The organism is Umezawaea beigongshangensis (assembly GCF_016464305.1).
GTDB lineage: Bacteria > Actinomycetota > Actinomycetes > Mycobacteriales > Pseudonocardiaceae > Umezawaea_A > Umezawaea_A beigongshangensis.
The window spans coordinates 240,107-257,125 of sequence record NZ_JAEIOJ010000008.1 but is presented as its reverse complement, the minus strand read 5'-3'; the positions used below and the strand labels follow the sequence as shown (position 1 = coordinate 257,125).

Below are 17,019 nucleotides of genomic sequence, written 5' to 3'. Positions count from 1 at the left end.
CGACGTCACAGGAGAACGGTCCGGCATCGTCACCCCTCTGGAGCGACCCGTGATCTCCCGACTGCGCGCTGTCGTCCCGGTGCTCCTCCTGGCACTCGCCTGTGCCGGTGTGGCACCACCCGCTCTCGCGGATGCCTCGCACCACGTGGTGTCCATCGCCAGGGCGCGGACCCTGCCGCTCGGCACGGTGGTCACGGTCGCGGGCACGGCCACCACCCCGTCGGGCGCGTTCGAGTCCAGCCTCTTCGACAAGGGCTTCGCCGTCCAGGACCGCAGCGCCGGGATCTACGTGAGCGTCGCGGTCGACCTCGGCGTCGCGCCCCGCGCGGGGGTGCGGGTGACCGGCGTGCTGCGCGACAGCTCCGGGCTGCGCGTCCTCGTCCCCGCCGATCCGGCGGCGGTCCACGTGCGCGGCAGGGGCCCGGCGATCCACGCCGAGCCCCTGCTCACCGGTGCCGTCGGCGAGGCCGTGGAGGGGCTGCTGGTGCGCGTGACCGGCCGGATCACCCGCGCTCCGGAGTCGGACCTGCCGTACGGGTCCACGTTCTTCGTCGACGACGGCTCCGGCGAGCTGATGATCTTCGTCAACGTGCAGACCGGCATCGACCTCAGCGGTCTGGCGGTGGGGCGGACCGTCCGGGTGACCGGCTTCAGCAGCCAGTTCGACACCCACTACGAGGTGAACCCGCGGTTCCCCGCCGACATCGCCGTCCGGCGGTCGTAGGAACGCGGAGGGCTCGCGCGTCCGGGAGCGTTCTCCTCGGCGGGCGTCGTGCGCCAGGTGCGACCGGTGGGGGCCAGCACGTCGTGCCGGCCCCCACCGGTCGTGCGTGTGCGCGGCCGGGGGGCGCCGCCGAGGCGCACGGTGCCAGCGTGACGCCAATCTGAGCCGTGTTGAGTCATGTGGCTTGTGTATGGCACCACTGTGTGCCAAAGTGATGCCATGAACCTGGCACCGCACGTGAAGTTCCTCGGCCGCGAGCTGCTGACCGTCGTCCAGAACGGTGCCGTTCAAAACGGTGCCGTTCAAAACGGTGTCGTTCAAAACGGTGGGGACGACACCGGTGAGCAGGCCGTGGCGGTGGAGTCGGCGATCCGGCTCGCGATGCTCGAAGCGCTGTCGGTCGCCGCCGACGAGATCACCCGCGAACTGGCTCCCGGCTCGGTGCGGGTGTGCTCCAGCGGACGCGAAGCGCGGTTCGTCGTGACGCTTCCGGGGGCGGGGCAGCCGCTCGCCGACACCTCGGACCGCACCCCGGAGCCGGTCGGCGACGCCGCGGCAGACGTCGAGGGCGGTCCCGCGGTGCGGATCAACGTCCGCCTCCCGGAACGGCTGAAGGCCGCGATCGAGAACGCGGCCGCCGCGGAGGGCCGGTCCGTCAACGCGTGGCTGGTCCGGACGGCCGCCGCCGCGCTGCGGGTCCCGGATCACGCTCTCGACCCCGCCCGGCGCGGCAAGCGCGCCAGGCAGCACCACACGGGCTGGGCGCGCTAGCGCGCACGGCTTCCACCCGTTCTTCTTCTTCGCCCCGCCCGACCCGCGGGGACAGCTTCTGACTCGTTCTGAGGGGACAGCCATGCCGGTCTTCACCACTCCTGAACCGATCTCCACGACGATCGAACTCGCCGTCGGGGACGTGCGCGTCGTCGCGAGCGACCGGACGGACACCGTCGTCCAGGTGCGGCCGAGCGACGAGTCGAACGACTCGGACGTGGAGGCGGCGCGAGCGACTCGCGTCGACTTCGCCGGCGGCGAGGTCACGGTGCGCGGACCGCGGTCCAGGATGCTCGACTTCTCCAGGAAGACCAGGTCGGTCGACGTGCTGATCGAGCTTCCCGCCGGTTCGCGGGTGCACGTCGACATGGCCGTGGGCGACTGCAGCGGCACCGGCGTGCTGGGGGAGTGCCGGTTCAAGACCTCGGTGGGCCACGTCCGCCTCGACCGGACGGGGCCGCTGCGCCTGGACACCTCCGCGGGCCACGTCACCGTGGACGAGATCGGTGGCGACGCCGAGATCGCCACCGGCAGCGGACACGTGCGCGTCGGCTCGGTCGGCGGCGGCGCCGTCGTCACGAACTCCAACGGCAACACCGACATCGGCACGGTCACCGGCGACCTGCGGGTCCGCACGGGCAACGGCACCATCTCCGTCGACCGGGCGTGCGGCGAGGTGGAGGCCAAGACCGCCAACGGGGACATCCGCGTCGGCGGGGTCGCGCGCGGCGTCGTCGTGCTGAACACCGGCTGCGGCGACCTGGAGATCGCCGTCGCCGACGACGTCGCGACGTGGCTGGACCTGAACACCGGGCACGGCCGGGTGCGCGACTCGCTGGGCACCGCCGACCGCGCGCCGGGCCAGCAGGAGAAGACGGTCGAGGTCCGTGCGCACACCTCCTACGGCGACATCACCGTTCGCCGTCCCTGACGTCCGAAGGAGACCTTCCATGACCACGCCACCCCGACAGGCGATCGCCGTCACCGGACTGCGCAAGTCCTACGGCGACCACGTCGTGCTCGACGGGATCGACCTGCACGTCCCCGCCGGAACCGTCTTCTCCCTGCTCGGCGCGAACGGCGCCGGCAAGACCACGGCGGTCAAGATCCTGTCCACCCTGGTCGGAGCCGACGGCGGCAGCGCGCGCATCGCGGGCCACGACGTCGCCACCGATCCCGACGCCGTCCGCGCGGCGATCGGCGTCACCGGCCAGTTCTCCGCGGTCGACAACCTGCTGACCGGCCAGGAGAACCTGAAGCTGATGGCGGACCTGCACCACCTCGGCCGGGTGGCCGGCAGACGCAGGACCACCGAACTGCTCGAACAGTTCGACCTGGTCGACGCCGCCGGGAAACCGGCGGCGACCTACTCCGGCGGGATGCGGCGCCGGCTCGACCTCGCGATGACCATGGTCGGCTCGCCCGAGGTGATCTTCCTCGACGAACCGACCACCGGCCTGGACCCGCGCAGCCGCCGGAACACCTGGCAGATCGTGCGGGAACTCGTCGCGAGCGGCGTCACCATCTTCCTCACCACCCAGTACCTGGAGGAGGCCGACGAGCTCGCCGACCTGATCGCGGTGCTCGACCACGGGAAGATCGTCGCCAGGGGCACCGCGGAGGAGCTCAAGCGACGTGTCCCCGGAGGTCACGTCCTGCTGCGGTTCACCGATCCCCGCGCCCTGGAGTCCGCCGCGCGCGTCGTGGGCCGGACGACCCGCGAGAGCGACGCGCTCGCACTGCGGGTGCCGCACGACGGCAGCCTCCGATCGCTCAAGTCCCTGCTCGGCCGGCTCGACGAGAACGTGGTCGAGGTCGACTCCCTGAGCGTGCACACCCCCGACCTCGACGACGTCTTCCTCGCCCTCACCGGCAACCCCGACAACCAGAAGGTGACCGCGCGATGAGCACCGCTGCCCTCGCCCTGACCGACTCGGCGACGATGCTCCGCCGCAACCTCAAGCGCATGGTGCGCTACCCGTCCATGACGCTGACGCTCATCGGAATGCCGGTCGTCTTCCTGCTGCTGTTCGTCTACGTCTTCGGCGGCACCCTCGGCGCCGGGATCGGCGGCCCCTCCGGCGGGCGCGCGGAGTACGTCGACTACGTCACTCCGGCCATCCTCCTGATGACGATCACCTCCGCGGTCCAGGGCACCTCGGTCTCCGTCGCCATGGACATGACCGAGGGCATCGTCGACCGGTTCCGCACGATGTCCATCGCCAGGACGTCCGTCCTCACCGGACACGTCGTCGGCAGCGTCGTCCAGACGGTGCTGGCCATCACCGCCGTCCTCGGCGTCGCGCTGCTCGTCGGGTTCCGGCCGTCGGCCGGCGTCGGCGGCTGGTTCCTCCTCGCCGGTGTGCTGGTGCTGATGTCCTTCGCCCTGGTGTGGCTGGCCGTGGCCCTCGGCCTGGCGAGCGGCACCGTCGAGGGGGCGAGCAACGTCGGCCTGCCGCTGGTCCTGCTCCCGTTCCTCGGCAGCGGGTTCGTCCCCACCGACTCGATGCCCACCGCGCTGCGCTGGTTCGCCGAGTACCAGCCCTTCACCCCGCTCACCGAGACCCTGCGCGGCCTGCTGATGGGCACTCCCGTCGGGAACAACGGCGTCCTCGCGCTCGGCTGGGGCCTCCTGATCGCTCTCGTCGGCTACCTCTGGTCGAAGAAGCTGTTCAACCGCGAGTCCACCCGCTGACCGGTCTCCACCCGATCGCCCCACCACCACGAGAGGAAATCCGATGAGCGACACGGTTCCGGTCCCGCACGGCCTGCCGATGGAGCGCGACGCCGGCCCCTTCGACCCGCCCCGCGCCATCACCCGGCTGCGCGAGGTCCGTCCCGTCAGCCCGATGATCTTCCCCGACGGCCACGAGGGCTGGCTCGTCACCGGCTACGACGAGGTCCGCCGGGTTCTGGCGGACACCAGGTTCAGCTCCCGCCAGGACCTCGGCGTCCTCCACGTGCCGTACGAGACCCCCGGCATGCCGACCTTCACCGAACCGTCGCCGCCGGAACCGGGCGTGTTCATCTCCATGGACCCGCCGGACCACACCCGGTTGCGGCGCAAGCTCACCGGCGCCTTCACCGTCAGACGCGTGAAGCAGCTCGAAGAGCGCATCGTCGAGATCGCCGAGCGGCAGCTGGCGGAGATGGCACGCCTGACCCCGCCGGTCGACCTGGTGAAGGAGTTCGCGCTGCCGGTGCCGTCGCTGGTGATCTGCGAACTGCTCGGCGTCCCCTACTCCGAGCGGGAGAACTTCCAGGCCCACTCCGCCACGTTCGTGAAGAAGGACGTGACGCTGGAGGAGAAGATGGCCGCCTACACCGGTCTGACGGGCTACCTGTCCGAGCTGGTCACGCGCAAGCGCGCCGCTCCGGACGACGACATCCTGTCCGACCTGGCCCGCGACGACGACCTCGGCGTCGACGAGCTGACCGGCATCGCCTTCCTGCTGCTGTTCGCGGGTCACGAGACCACCGCCAACGTGCTGGGGCTGGGCACCTTCGCGCTCCTGGAGCACCCCGAGCAGCTGGCCGAACTGCGCGCCGATCCGCAGCTGCTGCCCGCTGCCGTCGAGGAACTCCTGCGCTACCTGTCCATCGCCGACGTCTTCTTCCGCTACGCCGCGGAGGACGTCGAACTCGGCGACGAGACCATCCCGGCGGGATCGACCGTGATCGTCTCGCTGCTCGCGGCCAACCGCGACCCCCGGCGCTTCGAGAACCCCGACGCCCTGGACGTCCACCGCAAGGCGCGCGGGCACCTGTCCTTCGGCCACGGCGTCCACCAGTGCCTCGGTCAGCAACTGGCCCGCATCGAGATGCACGCCGCTTTCGAGGGGCTGCTGCGCCGCTTCCCGAGCCTGGAGCTGGCCGTTCCCGCCGGTGAGGTGAGGCTCAAGACCGACATGAACATCTACGGCGTCCACGAACTGCCGGTCACCTGGACGGACACGGCCCCGTAGCGCCGTCGGCCCGGCAGGCCGGACGGCCCGCGAGCTCCCGCGGTCCTGGTGGTGGTCCGGACCGCGAGGCCCGGTCCCGGATCGAGCGATCCGGGGCCGGGCCTCGTCCGCCGCTCAGCTCATCGCGGCCGCGGTCGCTCCGGGCTCGTGGGAGCTCGCCGGGTCGCGCACGATCACGCCGACCCGATCACGCCGACCCGATCACGCCGACCCGATCACGCCGACCCGATCAGGTCGAGCCGGACCGGGCTCGTCACCGGCGGCTGCGGTCGCCCCGGCGGGGTTCGGGGCTTCGCCGGTCCGCGGGATCGCCCTGTGGCATCCTGTGCAGCGGTCGGGGGGCGGTGGAGTGCGGGTGAAGACACCAGACGAGTGGATGCGCGAGTTCGAGGCGAAGATCGCCGACGCCAAGCAGAAGGCGGAAGCGGTCCAGCGGGGACTGGCCGGAGCGCAGGGCACGGCGGTCTCGAAGGACGGGGCGGTCGCGGTGACCGTCGCACCCAACGGGGCGCTGACGGACGTGCGGCTGAGCGCCGACGCGATGCGCAAGTCGCACACCCAGCTCGCGACCGAGATCGTGGCCGTCGCGCGCCAGGCCCAGCGGTCCGCCGCGGTGCAGGTGGCGGAGACGTTCCAGGCGGTCAACGGAACCGACTCGGAGACCTACCGGCTCATCACCGAGCACCTGCCGCCCGCCGAGGACGAGCCCGAGCGGCCGCGCTACGCGTTCGAGCAGGAGCTCGACGCGGAGGCGCGGGCCCGCCGCGACCCGCCACCGCGCAAGCCCGCGCCGCGTCCCGGCTCCGACGACGGCGACTTCAGCGACGAGTCCATCTTCAGGGACCGGTGAGACGATCGTGTCCGAAGAGGCGAGCACCACCACCTGGTCCACGGGCGCGGGTGTGGTCGACAGCGTCAACGGTCTCGTCGACTCGCTGACCGCGGAGTCGGAGGGGGAGGGCGTCGACGTCATCGACGTCGCTCTCGGCGGGGCCGGGGTGGTGGTGGACCTGGTGTCCACCGCGGCGAACCCGCTCGGCTCCCTGGCGTCGGCGGGCGTGGGCTGGCTGCTGGAGCACGTCAGCTTCGTCCGCGAGCCGCTGGACGCGCTGCTGGGCGACCCGGACGAGATCAACGCCAACGTGGACCAGCTCAAGACCGCCGCGCTGGAGATGAAGCTCCTCGCCAGGGAGCACCAGGAGGACGTGCGGGGGGCCGAGGACTGGGAGGGCGACGCCGGTGACGCGTTCCGCGCCCAGATGGAGCAGATGGCGGCCGAGTACGAGGCCCTCGGGTCCACGATGGACGGTACCGCCGCGATCTACGCCCTGTCCGGCGCGCTGGTCTGCGAGCTGCGTTCCCTGGTGTTCGGCTGGATCTCCGACCTGCTGGGCGAGCTGATCGCGGGTGCGCTGATCGCCGCCGCGTCCGCCGTGGTCACCCTGGGCAGCTCCGTGGCGGCGTTCGCCGGTTTCGCGGGCACCAGGGCGGCGATGCTGGCGACCACGATGGCGGGACGGCTCACGAGGCTGGGCGCGGCGATGGCCCGCATGGGCGGCCGGATGGCCCAGCTCGCGGAGAAGATGAACGGCCTGATCAAGGGCCTGGAGAGGTTCGCCGAGCACGGCGGCCACGCCAAGACCGCCTACGACGCGGTCACGCCCTACGAGATGCCGCCGGCCAACGCCTGATGTCTCGGCGCGGAGGTGACCGCGGCTCGTCCTCGCACCACGGCGGTGACAGCGGCAGGTCGTCGTCGCAGACCCCGAGTTCGGGCTCTCCGGGCGGGACCGGTGGCCGTGGTTTCCGGATGGACCCGGACGCCGTGGAGACGTTGGGCGGTCGCATCGCCGGACGCGGTGATCAGGTGCGCACCGGCGTCGCGGCCAGGTTGAACATCAACGCCAGCCAGAGCGGCGCAGGTGTGTTCGGCCAGGTCGCGATGGTCCAGGCCGACCGGGCCATCGCGACCGCGCGCGGCGGTGCGGAGAAGGCGGCCACCGCGGCGGACAACGCGGGCGAGAAGACCAGGACGGCCGCCCGGACGGCCCGCGACAACGACCGGGCCGGAGCGACGTCGCTGCGGGGCGTCGCGGGGCAGGTCGGCGATCCCGCCCCGGCGAACCGCCCCTCCAGCGCGCCGTCGTCCTCGACCACCACCGGCGGGGGTGGCCGCCGGGCCGCCGCACCGACCGCCGCTGGAGGCCCTGGGGGTCTGCCGCCCGGCGCCGGGGCACCGCTTCCCCCCGGACCGAGGGCCGCCGCTCCGCCGAGCGGAGCACCCGGCAGCGCCCGGCCCGCTCCCGGTGCGCAGGTCACCGCGAGGACCACGCCGAGCGCGCCCTCGGGCGCACCGGTCGTCGGGAGGGCCACGCCGATCACGGCACCCGGCACGCCGGTCGCCGGAAGAGCCGTGCCGGGCGCGAACCCCGGCGTGCCGACTGCGGGGAGGACGGCGCCGAGCACGGCACCCGGTGCGCCGGGTGCCGGGTGGAGTGCTCCGGGGGCGGGCAGGCCCGCGCCGGGTGCGGCTTCCGGTGTGCCGAGCGCCGGGCAGAGCGGGCCGGGTGCGGGTTCCCGTGCTCCGGGGGTGGGCAGGCCTGCGCCGGGTGCGGCTTCCGGTGTGCCGAGTGCAGGGCAGAGCGGGCCCGGTGCCGGGAGGGGCGTGCCGTCCGGTGCGCCGACCGTCGGGCAGAGCGGGCCTGGTGCGAGTTCCGGTGCGCCGACCGCTGGCAGGGCTGCGCCGAGCGCGTCTCCTGGCGGACCGGGAGCCGGGAGGACCGCGCCCGGTACGACCTCCGGTGCCCCGATGGCCGGGTGGGCGGCCGGAGCTGGCAGGCCAGCTCCGGCCGCCGGGCACACCGCGCTGGGCTCGGTTTCCGGCCCGCCGAACGGCGGCGTCGCGCCGCGGGGCCGGCAGACCGTACCGGGCGGAGCGCCCGGTGCGCCGAGGGCCGGGGGCGACGCGCCGGGCACGGCGTCCGGCGCTCCCCGCGCCGGGAGCGGAGCGCCGGACCCGAGGACAGCGCCTCGTCCAGCCGGAGCGCCGGGGCACGGAGGGAGCGCGCCTCGTCCGACGGGCGGATTCCCTCCGGGTCCGCCGCAGGCCGTCGGTCCGGGCTGGTACCGCCCGGACCGGGGCGTGCCGCAGGGCGACCCGCGCGGGTACGGCGCACCTCGCCACACGGGCACCCCCGGTGGCGCACCGCCGCCATCAGTTCGGCCGGGAACGAACGGCCCCGCGCCGTGGACCGGTCCGAACGGGCAGCCGAGCACCGGACCGGCCCCGCGACCGGGGCCGCACCCCGGTGGGCCGCACTTCGGTGGGCCGCACCCTGGTGGGCCGCACCCCGGTGGGCCGCACCCCGGTGGGCCGCACCCCGGAGGACCGCACCTCGGTGGGCCGCACCCCGGAGGACCGCACCCCGGAGGACCGCACCCCGGTGGCCCGTTCCCCGGCACGCCGGGGAACGGGCCCGGCCCGTGGGTCGGCGGGAACCCCCAGAACGGTTCCGCCCGGCCCCCCGTCGACCCCCGGACGCAGTACGGCCGCCCGCTTTCCCCGGTGCCGCAGCCGAGCGGTCCGCCGCCGCGCCAGCACGGCCGGCCGACACCGGCACCGCGGCACGACGGGGGCTTCACGCCGTACGTGCCGCCGCCGCAGCACCCGGTCGCACCTGCGCCCAGCGCGCGGTCGGACGTGCCGGTGTACCAGCCGCCGCCCGCCGCGCGGTCGGACGTGCCGGTGTACCAGCCGCCGCCCGTCACGCGGTCGGACGTGCCCGTCCACCAGTCGACGCCCGCTGGCCGCGGCGTGCTGCCGCCCTCCCGGCAGTCGCCGGACCAGGTCGGCGCACCGCCCCGGCAGCGGCCGGATCAGGTGCCGCAGCCCGACCCCGTCCGGCCGGACGGGCGCACGGAGCCGCCGGTCGCGCTGGAGCGCGTCGACCCCGCGACCTTCGGCGTCACCCCCGTCGTGCGGAAGGTCGACGACTGGCGGGACGACGCGAACGTCCTGTTCCGCGGCGACTCCCGCTCGCCCGAGGAGATCCTCGCCGACGGCGGGTTCCGGCCCGTGGACCGGTCGGACTCCAAGGGCGAGCCCGTGCCCGTGGGCCTGCGCGATCACGTCCACGGCGGCACGAACACGTTCGTCAGCACCTCCACCAGAGCCGACACCGCCATCATCTTCGGCTCCCCCATCAGCGGTTACGTGTACCGGATCAAGGCACCGGAGGGCATCCTCGGCGACGCCAGCCTGAACCGCGCCGGCGACACCGGGCCGCGCTACCAGGAGGACGAGGTCCTCTTCGCCGGTGGTGTCGACCACCGGTACGTCGAGGGCTGGCACAAGGTCAAGCTGAACCACCGGGGGGAGCGCTACCTCGGACCGTTCATCCCGAACGAGCACTACATCGGCGGTCGTCGCGACACCGCGCCCGAGATTCCCGAGAGCCTGCGGCGGTACGATCCCGACTTCCCGGACCCGAGACCCGACGAGCAGCACGGAGACGACGCCCCTCGGGCCGACGACCAGCGGGCAGCTGACGACCACGAGCAGCCGGAACCGGAGCCGGAACCCGATCGGGACCAGCACGTCCCCGACCAGGACGCGCACCAGGCCGTGCCCGCGTGGGACGACAGCCCCGTCGACCCGAACAGCCGCACCGTGCGGCTGCTCGCCGGAAGGCCCGTGGAACCGCCGCCGCCCGTGGTCCACGCCGGTACCGGCGACCAAGCGCGCCAGCGGGAGGTCCTGGACCGGGCGTTCCCCGGCATCGAGCAGGTCAACGCCCACAACGCGCACAGGCCGTACGAGGACGGCTACGCCACGAACTGCGTCGAAGCGATGATCGCCGACGAGCGCCGTCACCAGGGCGATCCGGTCGAGGCGAAGCCGACGAAGCCGGAGGACGTCGCCACCCTGGGCACGCTGAGCCGCGTCCGGGAGGCGCTGGGCGGTCTGTGGACCAGTCACCGCGACTTCGACGCCGTCAGCACGGCGATGGCGGACACCCCGGTCGGTTCGCGCGGCGCGGTCGCGTTCCGCCACACCGACGAGGAGGGCCGGACGCTCGGGCACGTCGTCCGGATCGCGCACACCGAGGACGGCGTGGTGTACGCGGACCCGCAGACCGGCCGGCTCGCCGTGCTTCCTCCGGACGCGACGGACGTGCGGCTGCTGTCCGCCGACCACGTCGACGAGACCGCGCACGCGGACGTCGCCGACGACGGCGGCTACGGCGCGTCGCCGCAGGAGCGGCAGGAGCAGCGGGACGCGGCCGTGGACGAGGTGGCCGACGGGCTGGGCATCACCGATCCCGCGCAGCGGCAGGCCCTGGCCGACACCTACGACGTGGCGCGCGACAGCACGGCGCCGATCGTCGTCGACGTGGCCGCGCGCATGCACGACGACCTGACGGCGCTGGTGGCCGCCGACCCGTCGCACCGGGTGGTCTTCCTGGGCCGCGACGGGCACAGCCTGGCGCTGGCCAGCCGCGCGCTGGACCCGGAGTTCTTCGACGGGCACGCCAGCGAGGTCGTGCTGTCGCGCGCCGTGGTGGAGGCCGCGCTGCGCGACGTCGAGCGCAACGACCCGGCCCGCGACCTCAGCGCGATCGACGACTACCGGCTGCGCAAGAAGGTCGCCGAGGAGGACGTGCCCGGCGCGTTCGACCGCCTGACCGACTACCTCGACGCCGCCGGGGTGCCGGTCCTGCGCGAGGGCGGCATCAGCCTGGTCGACACCAGCTACAAGGGCACCGTGCAGGAGATGCTGACCGCCGCCTACCCGGACCCGGAGTTCCGCGGCCACTACGCCTTCCACGGGCAGTCGCCCGGCGATCCGCACCCGGACGCCAAGAAGGGGTACCTGGTCGACCTCGGGCCGGAGGACGGCGGTGGCCGGCCGCTGACCGAACTGCCGGGCGACCCCGGCCGCACCTTCGCCCACCAGGACGCGATCGGCGTCGTCGAGGAGACGTTGCACGGCACCATGTCCAGTCCGCGCAGGATCGACGAGCACGGGCCCGTGCAGCAGCCGCAGCGGTTCGAACCGGACCCGCTGTCCGGCCTCAACCCGGTCGTGGTGGCCGAGCCGTTCACCGACCCGGCCGTGCGCGAGGGCGCCAAGGCGGTGAGCCTGCGCGCGGTCGTGGACGTGGCGGAGGAGGCGGCGGCGCGGCGGGCCGGGGGCGGGCCGTGGCGCGAGGAGCTGGCGGCCTCCGCCGAGCGCGGTCGCGACCGGGTGCGGTCCTGGGTGGCGGGCGACCCGGACACCGATCCGCGGCTGCGCGAGGTGCTGGACTCGCTGGTGCGCCGCGGTGACAAGGGCGCGGTGACGGTGGTCGAGAGCGCCGTGCGGGATCTCGGTCCGGAGGAGCGACGTCGCGTGTGGACGGAGTTCGCGGCACTGCCGACGATCCGGGAACGGGTCGAGTTCGCCGAACGACTGCGGGAGGGGACGCCGTGAGCGAGGAGCTGAACGAGGAGCGCCGGGCCCTGATCGACCTGGCCGGCCGGGCCGGGCTGCCGCAGACCGTGTCCGGAGATCCGTTCCCGCCGTCGCAGGCCGGTGCGCCGCTGATCGTGGACACCGACGCGGGCGGTGATCCGGACGACGCGGTCGCGCTGGTCCTGGCCGCCGCGGAGCCGACCCTGGCGCTGGTGACCACCGTGGACGAGCTGGGCGGGCGGCGGGCGAGGTTCGTGCGGCACCTGCTCGACCTGCTGGGCCGCGCCGACGTGCCGGTGGTGGCCGGAGCCGACCTGGGCAACACGCGGCTGGACTGCGTCGACGGGCTCGTGCCGGATTCCGTTCCCGCGCAGCCGACCGGTGTCGTGGACGCCGTGGCCGCGGTGTGCGCGGCGGCCTCCGGGCGGGTGCGCTGGGCCGGTCTGGGACCGGTGACGAACCTCGCCGAGGTGCTCACCACGCGACCCGACCTCGCCGGACGGCTCGTCGTCACGCAGATGGGCGGGGCGCTGAACTACCGCGACCCCGAACGCGCCGAGCACAACTTCCGCGTCGACCCCGCCGCCGCCGCCGTCCTGCTGCGCGCCGCCGTGCTGCCCAAGCTGGTCCTGTCGGACACCACGTTCACCCCGCAGATCGAGATCACCGAGGGCTCCGGCCTGCACCGCCGTCTCGCCGACCCGGCCGCGCCCGAGTGGGCCCGGCTGGTCGCCGCACACCTGGACCGGTGGTTCCAGCGCTTCCACCCCGGCACGATCCAGCACGACGCCCTGACCCTGGCCGCCGCGCTCCAGCTGCCGCACGTGGGGCTGCTGCGGGAACGGGTCGTGCTCGACGAGATCGGCAGGATGACCACCGCGCCCGACGGCCACCTGGTCCGGCTCAGCGTCAAGGCCGACTACCCGGCCTTCCTGGGCTGGCTCGGCCGCGGGTTCGACGCCGCACTGACACGAGGAACGGTCCGATGAACCGCGAGAACGCGATCTCCGCCGCCCACGACTGGATCCGGCGCACCCACGGAGCCGACGCCGAGCGGCTCCGGATCCTCGTCGACGACGTGGTCCTGGTGCGTGGCCAGTGGTACGTGCCGTACGACGCCGTGGACGACGTCCTCGTCCCCCTGCCCGCCGTCGAGGTGCCCGACGACGGCGGGCAGCCCCGGCGGTTCGTCCACCCCGGCCCGCTGTCACCGTGGTCGCGGGGCGTGCCGGAGTTCTGGCCCGCGCCGGGGCCGGACCTCGCGGTCGTGGACCCGGAGTGGGACCGGGAGACGTTCGCGCACCTCGGAGTTCCGCCCGCCGCCGTGCTGGGCTGGCTGCGCGCCGAGGGCTCCGACGAGTTCCGCCGCAACTCCGAGTACCTGCCGGGCCCGGTGTGGCTCGGGTGGCCCGCCCCGCAGACCCCCGCGGACAAGATGCTCGCCTACCACCACTGCGGCTGGCTGGGGGACGACCCCGCGCTCTTCGCCGGGCTCCTCGACATCACCGTGTACGTCCTGGGGACGCGCGAGGAGGAGGGACGGAGCTGGGTGGAGGCGTACAGCTCCCGGCTGCGGTTCCCGCCCCGCACCTGGAGGTGGCGCGAGACCGGTGTCCGCGAGCTGCTCACCACGATGCAGGCGGACCAGGTCCGGATCAACCCCGGCCACCCGATGGAGATCGGGTTGAACAAGGAGATCGCCGACTTCCTGCACCGGTGGCCCGAGCCGTTCCCGCAGCCGGCCGCGGTGGTCCGCGAAGTTCCCGAGTTCGATCCCGCGTGGACCGACGCGGTGATCGCCGCCGCCACGGCCCTGGGTGCCCAGAATCCGCCCCACACGTCGAAGGTGGTCCGGGTGCGCATCTTCGAGCGGCACGACGAGGCCCTGGCCAGCGGCTTCGCGATCGAGGGCCGCGATCGCGAAGCGCTCACCGAGGCGATCACGTGGCAGGCGTTGCACAGGCCGGAGCCGCCGCCGCCCTCCGCCCAGCTGGCCTGGGACGACCAGGGCAAGCCCATGCGACAGGTGCCCACGCTCGGCCGGGCCGGCGAGTGGGACTACCTCGGCACCCAGCCGCACAGCTGGACGTGGGTCGTGGGCGCGTACGTCGGCTTCGCGCTCGGCGAGTCCGCCGCGGGCGGCGACGGCACGCTCACCGCCGGCCTGGTGAGGTTGAGCGACGACCTCGTGCGGGCAGCCGCCGACCGGTTCGACGAGGTGCCGATGAGCCTCAGCTGGATAGTTCGCCCCGCGGGCTGGCTCGACGCGCTCGTGCCCGCGGCCGAGCCCGTGCCGGAGGTGATCGCCTTCGTCGCGGCGGCCGTGTCGGGCGACCCGTGGATGGCCCGAGAGGGCTGGGACGACCGCATCAGCCCGGTGTTCGACCGGGTCTTCGACCGCGGGGCGTTCTCCAGGGCGACGCACGTGGCGCTGGCGGAGCTGGGCGTGTACCCGCACGTCGTCGCGCTGCGGGAACAGCGCGAGGTCCCGCTGCGGGAGCAGCTGAGCGGTCTGGACGACCCGTGGGAGCGGGTGCTGCTGATCGCGGCGAAGCTGGGCCACGACCCGGCCGCGGCACTGGCCGCCGCGTCGTCCGATCCGCTCACCGCGGCCCTGGTGGGCGCCCTGATCGGCGCCAGGCACGGAGTTCCCGGCCTGCCGGGTCTGCCGCGCGACCGGGACCTGGTCGAGCGCGCGGCCGCCGAAGTGCACAGGATGTTCGACCCGCAGTACACCCCCGCCGCACCGCCCCACCCCGGTCTGCCGCCGGTGACGGAGGCGATGCGCGCCGAGGCGAAGAAGTTCCCCGGTGGCTGGCTGTGGTGCGCCGATCCGGAGATCGATCCGCGCTACGTCGACGGCGCGCCCACGCCGACCCTGTTCGGCGCGTACGCGGTGGGTCCGGACGGCGAACTGACCGGCGAGACGTGGCGCAACGACCAGTACCGTCCCGGCCCGCGCCGCCTGGGCCTGCCCGAGCCGGAGACCCAGTTCGAGGAGGTCCTCAACCTGGTCACGGCCGGATGGCTGCCCTACGAGGCCCTGCTGGCACCGGCGCTGGAAGCGGTCTTCTGGACCACGTCCGAGGGCGACCCGGAGATCCTGCTGGACGCGCAGGGCAACCGCGTCCTCCCGGTCTACAGCTCGTTCCGCCACCTCCCGCCCGACGTCCAGCCCGGTCAGGTGTCGCTGCGGTCGCTGCTGTCCGTGCTGCCGGGTGTTCTGGTGCTGGTGAACGCGGGGGGAGCGGTCGGAGCGGACATCCGCGGCGAGCACCTGGCGCAGGTGGCCGCGGGCACCACGTGATCGGTGCTGATCCGGACGGGGACAGAGTGCCGTGACCGGACGGGGTGCGGTCCGCTCCTCGTCCGCGACGTCCACCGCGCTCCCCGCCGTCGACCGGCGCTCGACGGCTCGGGCGAGGACCGTCACGTGGAATGAGTTGCTTTGCAGATCATCTGAGAGTAAGAATGCTGGCGACGGTTCGGCTCACCGGCCGAGCGGGAGCGCGGCCGTCCACACCGGATGCCGCACCGTCCACGTCACGCACTCTCACTCAGGAGAACCATGTTCACCGCCTACGTGGTCGTCGCCGTTCTGCTGGCGTTCGTGCTGCTCGTCTCCGGCCGCGGGAAGCTCGTCCGGGACGAGAAGATCGTCGCCAGCCTGACCGGGGCCGGCGTGCCGCTGACCTGGTTCCCGCGGCTCGCCGCGCTGGAGATCGCCGGTGCGGTGGGGCTGCTGGTCGGCATCGCCTACCGGCCGCTCGGCATCGCCGCCGCGGTCGGCGTGGTGCTCTACTTCGTGGGCGCGGTCATCGCGCACCTGCGCGTCAAGGACGTCAAGGGACTGCCCGTGCCCGCGGTGCTGCTGCTCCTCGCCGTCGCCGCGCTGGTCCTCGGGGTGCGGACCGTCTGATCGGAACGGAGGGCCGGGCACCCGCGTCGCGAGGTGCCCGGCCCTCGTCAGCGCTCCGCCGTCCTCGGCAGGTCGGGGGTGAAGACGTCCACCTGCGGCAGGTCGTGGCCCATCCGGTTGCGCTTCGCCGTCAGGTATCCCACGTTGTGGTCGTTCGCCGGAACCAGGATCGGCACGCGCGCCGCCACCACGACGCCGTGCTCCTCCAACGCCCGGACCTTGTCCGGGTTGTTCGACATCAGCCTGACCGACCGGATCTGCAGGTGCTTGAGCACCGCTGCCGCCGGCCAGTAGTCCCTCGTGTCCACGGGCAGACCCAGCGTCGTCGCCGAATCCACTGTGTCCAGACCCTGCTCGTCCTGCAGGACGTGCGTGCGCACCTTGGCGACCAGACCGATGCCCCGGCCCTCGTGTCCCCGCAGGTACACCAGCACACCGCTGCCCTCGTCGACGATCCGGTCCAGCGCCGCGTCGAGCTGTTCACCGCACTCGCAGCGCATCGCGCCGAAGATGTCACCGGTCATGCACTCCGAGTGCACGCGGACGAGCACGTTCTCGCGCATCCTCGTCCTGCCGTGGACGAGCGCCATGTGCTCGTGTCCGTCCGCTCGGAACGCGACGGCGCGGAACGTGCCGCGACGCGTCACCAGATCGGATTCGGCGATGTGCTCGTGACTGATGGTTTGCTCGTGCATCCGGTCCCCTCATCACCCACGCGCGTTCTGATCGTTCACTACGCTTCGGTCCGACGACGTACCGTAACTCGCTCACACCGTGGAGGTCACCCTGTTCAGCATCACTGTTCGTGATCACGTGATGGTCGCCCACAGCTTCCGCGGTGACGTGTTCGGTCCTGCGCAACGCCTGCACGGGGCAACGTTCGTGGTGGACGCACGGTTCAACCGGACCGAACTGGACTCCGACAACATCGTGGTCGACATCGGACTCGCCACCGAGCAGCTGCGCGACGTGCTGTCGGCCTTCAACTACCGCAACCTGGACGAGGAGCCCGCCTTCGCGGGTGTCAACACCTCGACGGAGTTCCTGGCGAAGTTCATCGCCGACCGGCTCGCCGACCGCGTGCACGAGGGCGCGCTGGGCGAGGGCGCGCGCGGGCTGTCCGGGATCGCGGTCACGCTGCACGAGTCGCACGTCGCGTGGGCGAGCTACGAACGCGCCCTGTGAC

15 protein-coding genes are annotated in these 17,019 nt (G+C 73.3%); 13 read left to right on the top strand and 2 right to left on the bottom strand.

Annotated features, from left to right (window positions below; genetic code table 11):
* Positions 1 to 49 precede the first annotated feature (49 nt).
* The 8 genes from IMZ35_RS20910 to IMZ35_RS20875 all read left to right on the top strand — a co-directional run bounded on the left by IMZ35_RS20910 (position 50) and on the right by IMZ35_RS20875 (position 7,151).
* Complete coding sequence (locus IMZ35_RS20910) at positions 50 to 724, top strand: hypothetical protein (RefSeq protein ID WP_307868509.1); 675 nt, start codon at positions 50 to 52, stop codon at positions 722 to 724.
* 219 nt (positions 725 to 943) lie between these two features.
* Complete coding sequence (locus IMZ35_RS20905) at positions 944 to 1,495, top strand: type II toxin -antitoxin system TacA 1-like antitoxin (RefSeq protein WP_199442818.1); 552 nt, start codon at positions 944 to 946, stop codon at positions 1,493 to 1,495.
* Positions 1,496 to 1,577: 82 nt separating this feature from the next.
* Positions 1,578 to 2,426: a DUF4097 family beta strand repeat-containing protein gene (locus IMZ35_RS20900; protein WP_199442817.1), complete on the top strand. Its 849-nt coding sequence runs from the start codon at positions 1,578 to 1,580 to the stop codon at positions 2,424 to 2,426.
* 19 nt (positions 2,427 to 2,445) lie between these two features.
* The gene (locus IMZ35_RS20895; protein WP_199442816.1) at positions 2,446 to 3,402 is read left to right on the top strand and encodes an ATP-binding cassette domain-containing protein; all 957 of its coding nucleotides are present in this window, start codon (positions 2,446 to 2,448) and stop codon (positions 3,400 to 3,402) included.
* Entirely contained in the window at positions 3,399 to 4,190 is a 792-nt protein-coding gene (locus IMZ35_RS20890) for an ABC transporter permease (protein ID WP_199442815.1), read from the top strand. Before IMZ35_RS20895 ends, IMZ35_RS20890 begins: the two co-directional genes overlap by 4 nt.
* 43 nt (positions 4,191 to 4,233) lie before the next feature.
* Positions 4,234 to 5,460: a cytochrome P450 gene (locus IMZ35_RS20885; RefSeq protein WP_199442814.1), complete on the top strand. Its 1,227-nt coding sequence runs from the start codon at positions 4,234 to 4,236 to the stop codon at positions 5,458 to 5,460.
* Between the two features lie 355 nt (positions 5,461 to 5,815).
* Entirely contained in the window at positions 5,816 to 6,310 is a 495-nt protein-coding gene (locus tag IMZ35_RS20880; RefSeq protein WP_199442813.1) for a YbaB/EbfC family nucleoid-associated protein, read from the top strand.
* Positions 6,311 to 6,317: 7 nt separating this feature from the next.
* Positions 6,318 to 7,151, top strand: a complete 834-nt coding sequence (locus IMZ35_RS20875) for a WXG100 family type VII secretion target (RefSeq protein WP_199442812.1) — start codon at positions 6,318 to 6,320, stop codon at positions 7,149 to 7,151.
* 172 nt (positions 7,152 to 7,323) lie between these two features.
* Here the strand turns inward: IMZ35_RS20875 and IMZ35_RS20870 are convergent, their stop codons facing one another.
* Positions 7,324 to 7,926: a hypothetical protein gene (locus IMZ35_RS20870; RefSeq protein ID WP_199442811.1), complete on the bottom strand. Its 603-nt coding sequence runs from the start codon at positions 7,924 to 7,926 to the stop codon at positions 7,324 to 7,326.
* Positions 7,927 to 9,025: 1,099 nt separating this feature from the next.
* Here IMZ35_RS20870 and IMZ35_RS20865 point away from each other — a divergent pair.
* The 4 genes from IMZ35_RS20865 to IMZ35_RS20850 all read left to right on the top strand — a co-directional run bounded on the left by IMZ35_RS20865 (position 9,026) and on the right by IMZ35_RS20850 (position 15,833).
* Positions 9,026 to 11,932 carry a scabin-related ADP-ribosyltransferase gene (locus IMZ35_RS20865; RefSeq protein ID WP_199442810.1) on the top strand — a complete coding sequence of 969 codons (2,907 nt, stop codon included), beginning with the start codon at positions 9,026 to 9,028 and terminating at the stop codon, positions 11,930 to 11,932.
* Entirely contained in the window at positions 11,929 to 12,903 is a 975-nt protein-coding gene (locus tag IMZ35_RS20860; protein WP_199442809.1) for a nucleoside hydrolase, read from the top strand. The genes IMZ35_RS20865 and IMZ35_RS20860 overlap by 4 nt, the downstream gene beginning before the upstream one ends.
* Positions 12,900 to 15,221 (top strand): SseB family protein, encoded by a 2,322-nt coding sequence (locus IMZ35_RS20855; protein WP_199442808.1) that lies wholly within the window; start codon positions 12,900 to 12,902, stop codon positions 15,219 to 15,221. Before IMZ35_RS20860 ends, IMZ35_RS20855 begins: the two co-directional genes overlap by 4 nt.
* 261 nt (positions 15,222 to 15,482) lie before the next feature.
* Entirely contained in the window at positions 15,483 to 15,833 is a 351-nt protein-coding gene (locus IMZ35_RS20850; protein WP_199442807.1) for a DoxX family protein, read from the top strand.
* 47 nt (positions 15,834 to 15,880) lie between these two features.
* Here IMZ35_RS20850 and ribA read toward each other — a convergent pair whose 3' ends face one another.
* Positions 15,881 to 16,528, bottom strand: coding sequence for a GTP cyclohydrolase II (ribA, locus tag IMZ35_RS20845; protein WP_199442806.1), 648 nt, complete (start codon positions 16,526 to 16,528; stop codon positions 15,881 to 15,883).
* Positions 16,529 to 16,619: 91 nt separating this feature from the next.
* Here ribA and IMZ35_RS20840 point away from each other — a divergent pair, with 91 nt between their 5' ends.
* Positions 16,620 to 17,018 (top strand): 6-pyruvoyl trahydropterin synthase family protein, encoded by a 399-nt coding sequence (locus IMZ35_RS20840; protein WP_199442928.1) that lies wholly within the window; start codon positions 16,620 to 16,622, stop codon positions 17,016 to 17,018.
* The last annotated feature ends 1 nt before the right edge of the window (position 17,019 follow it).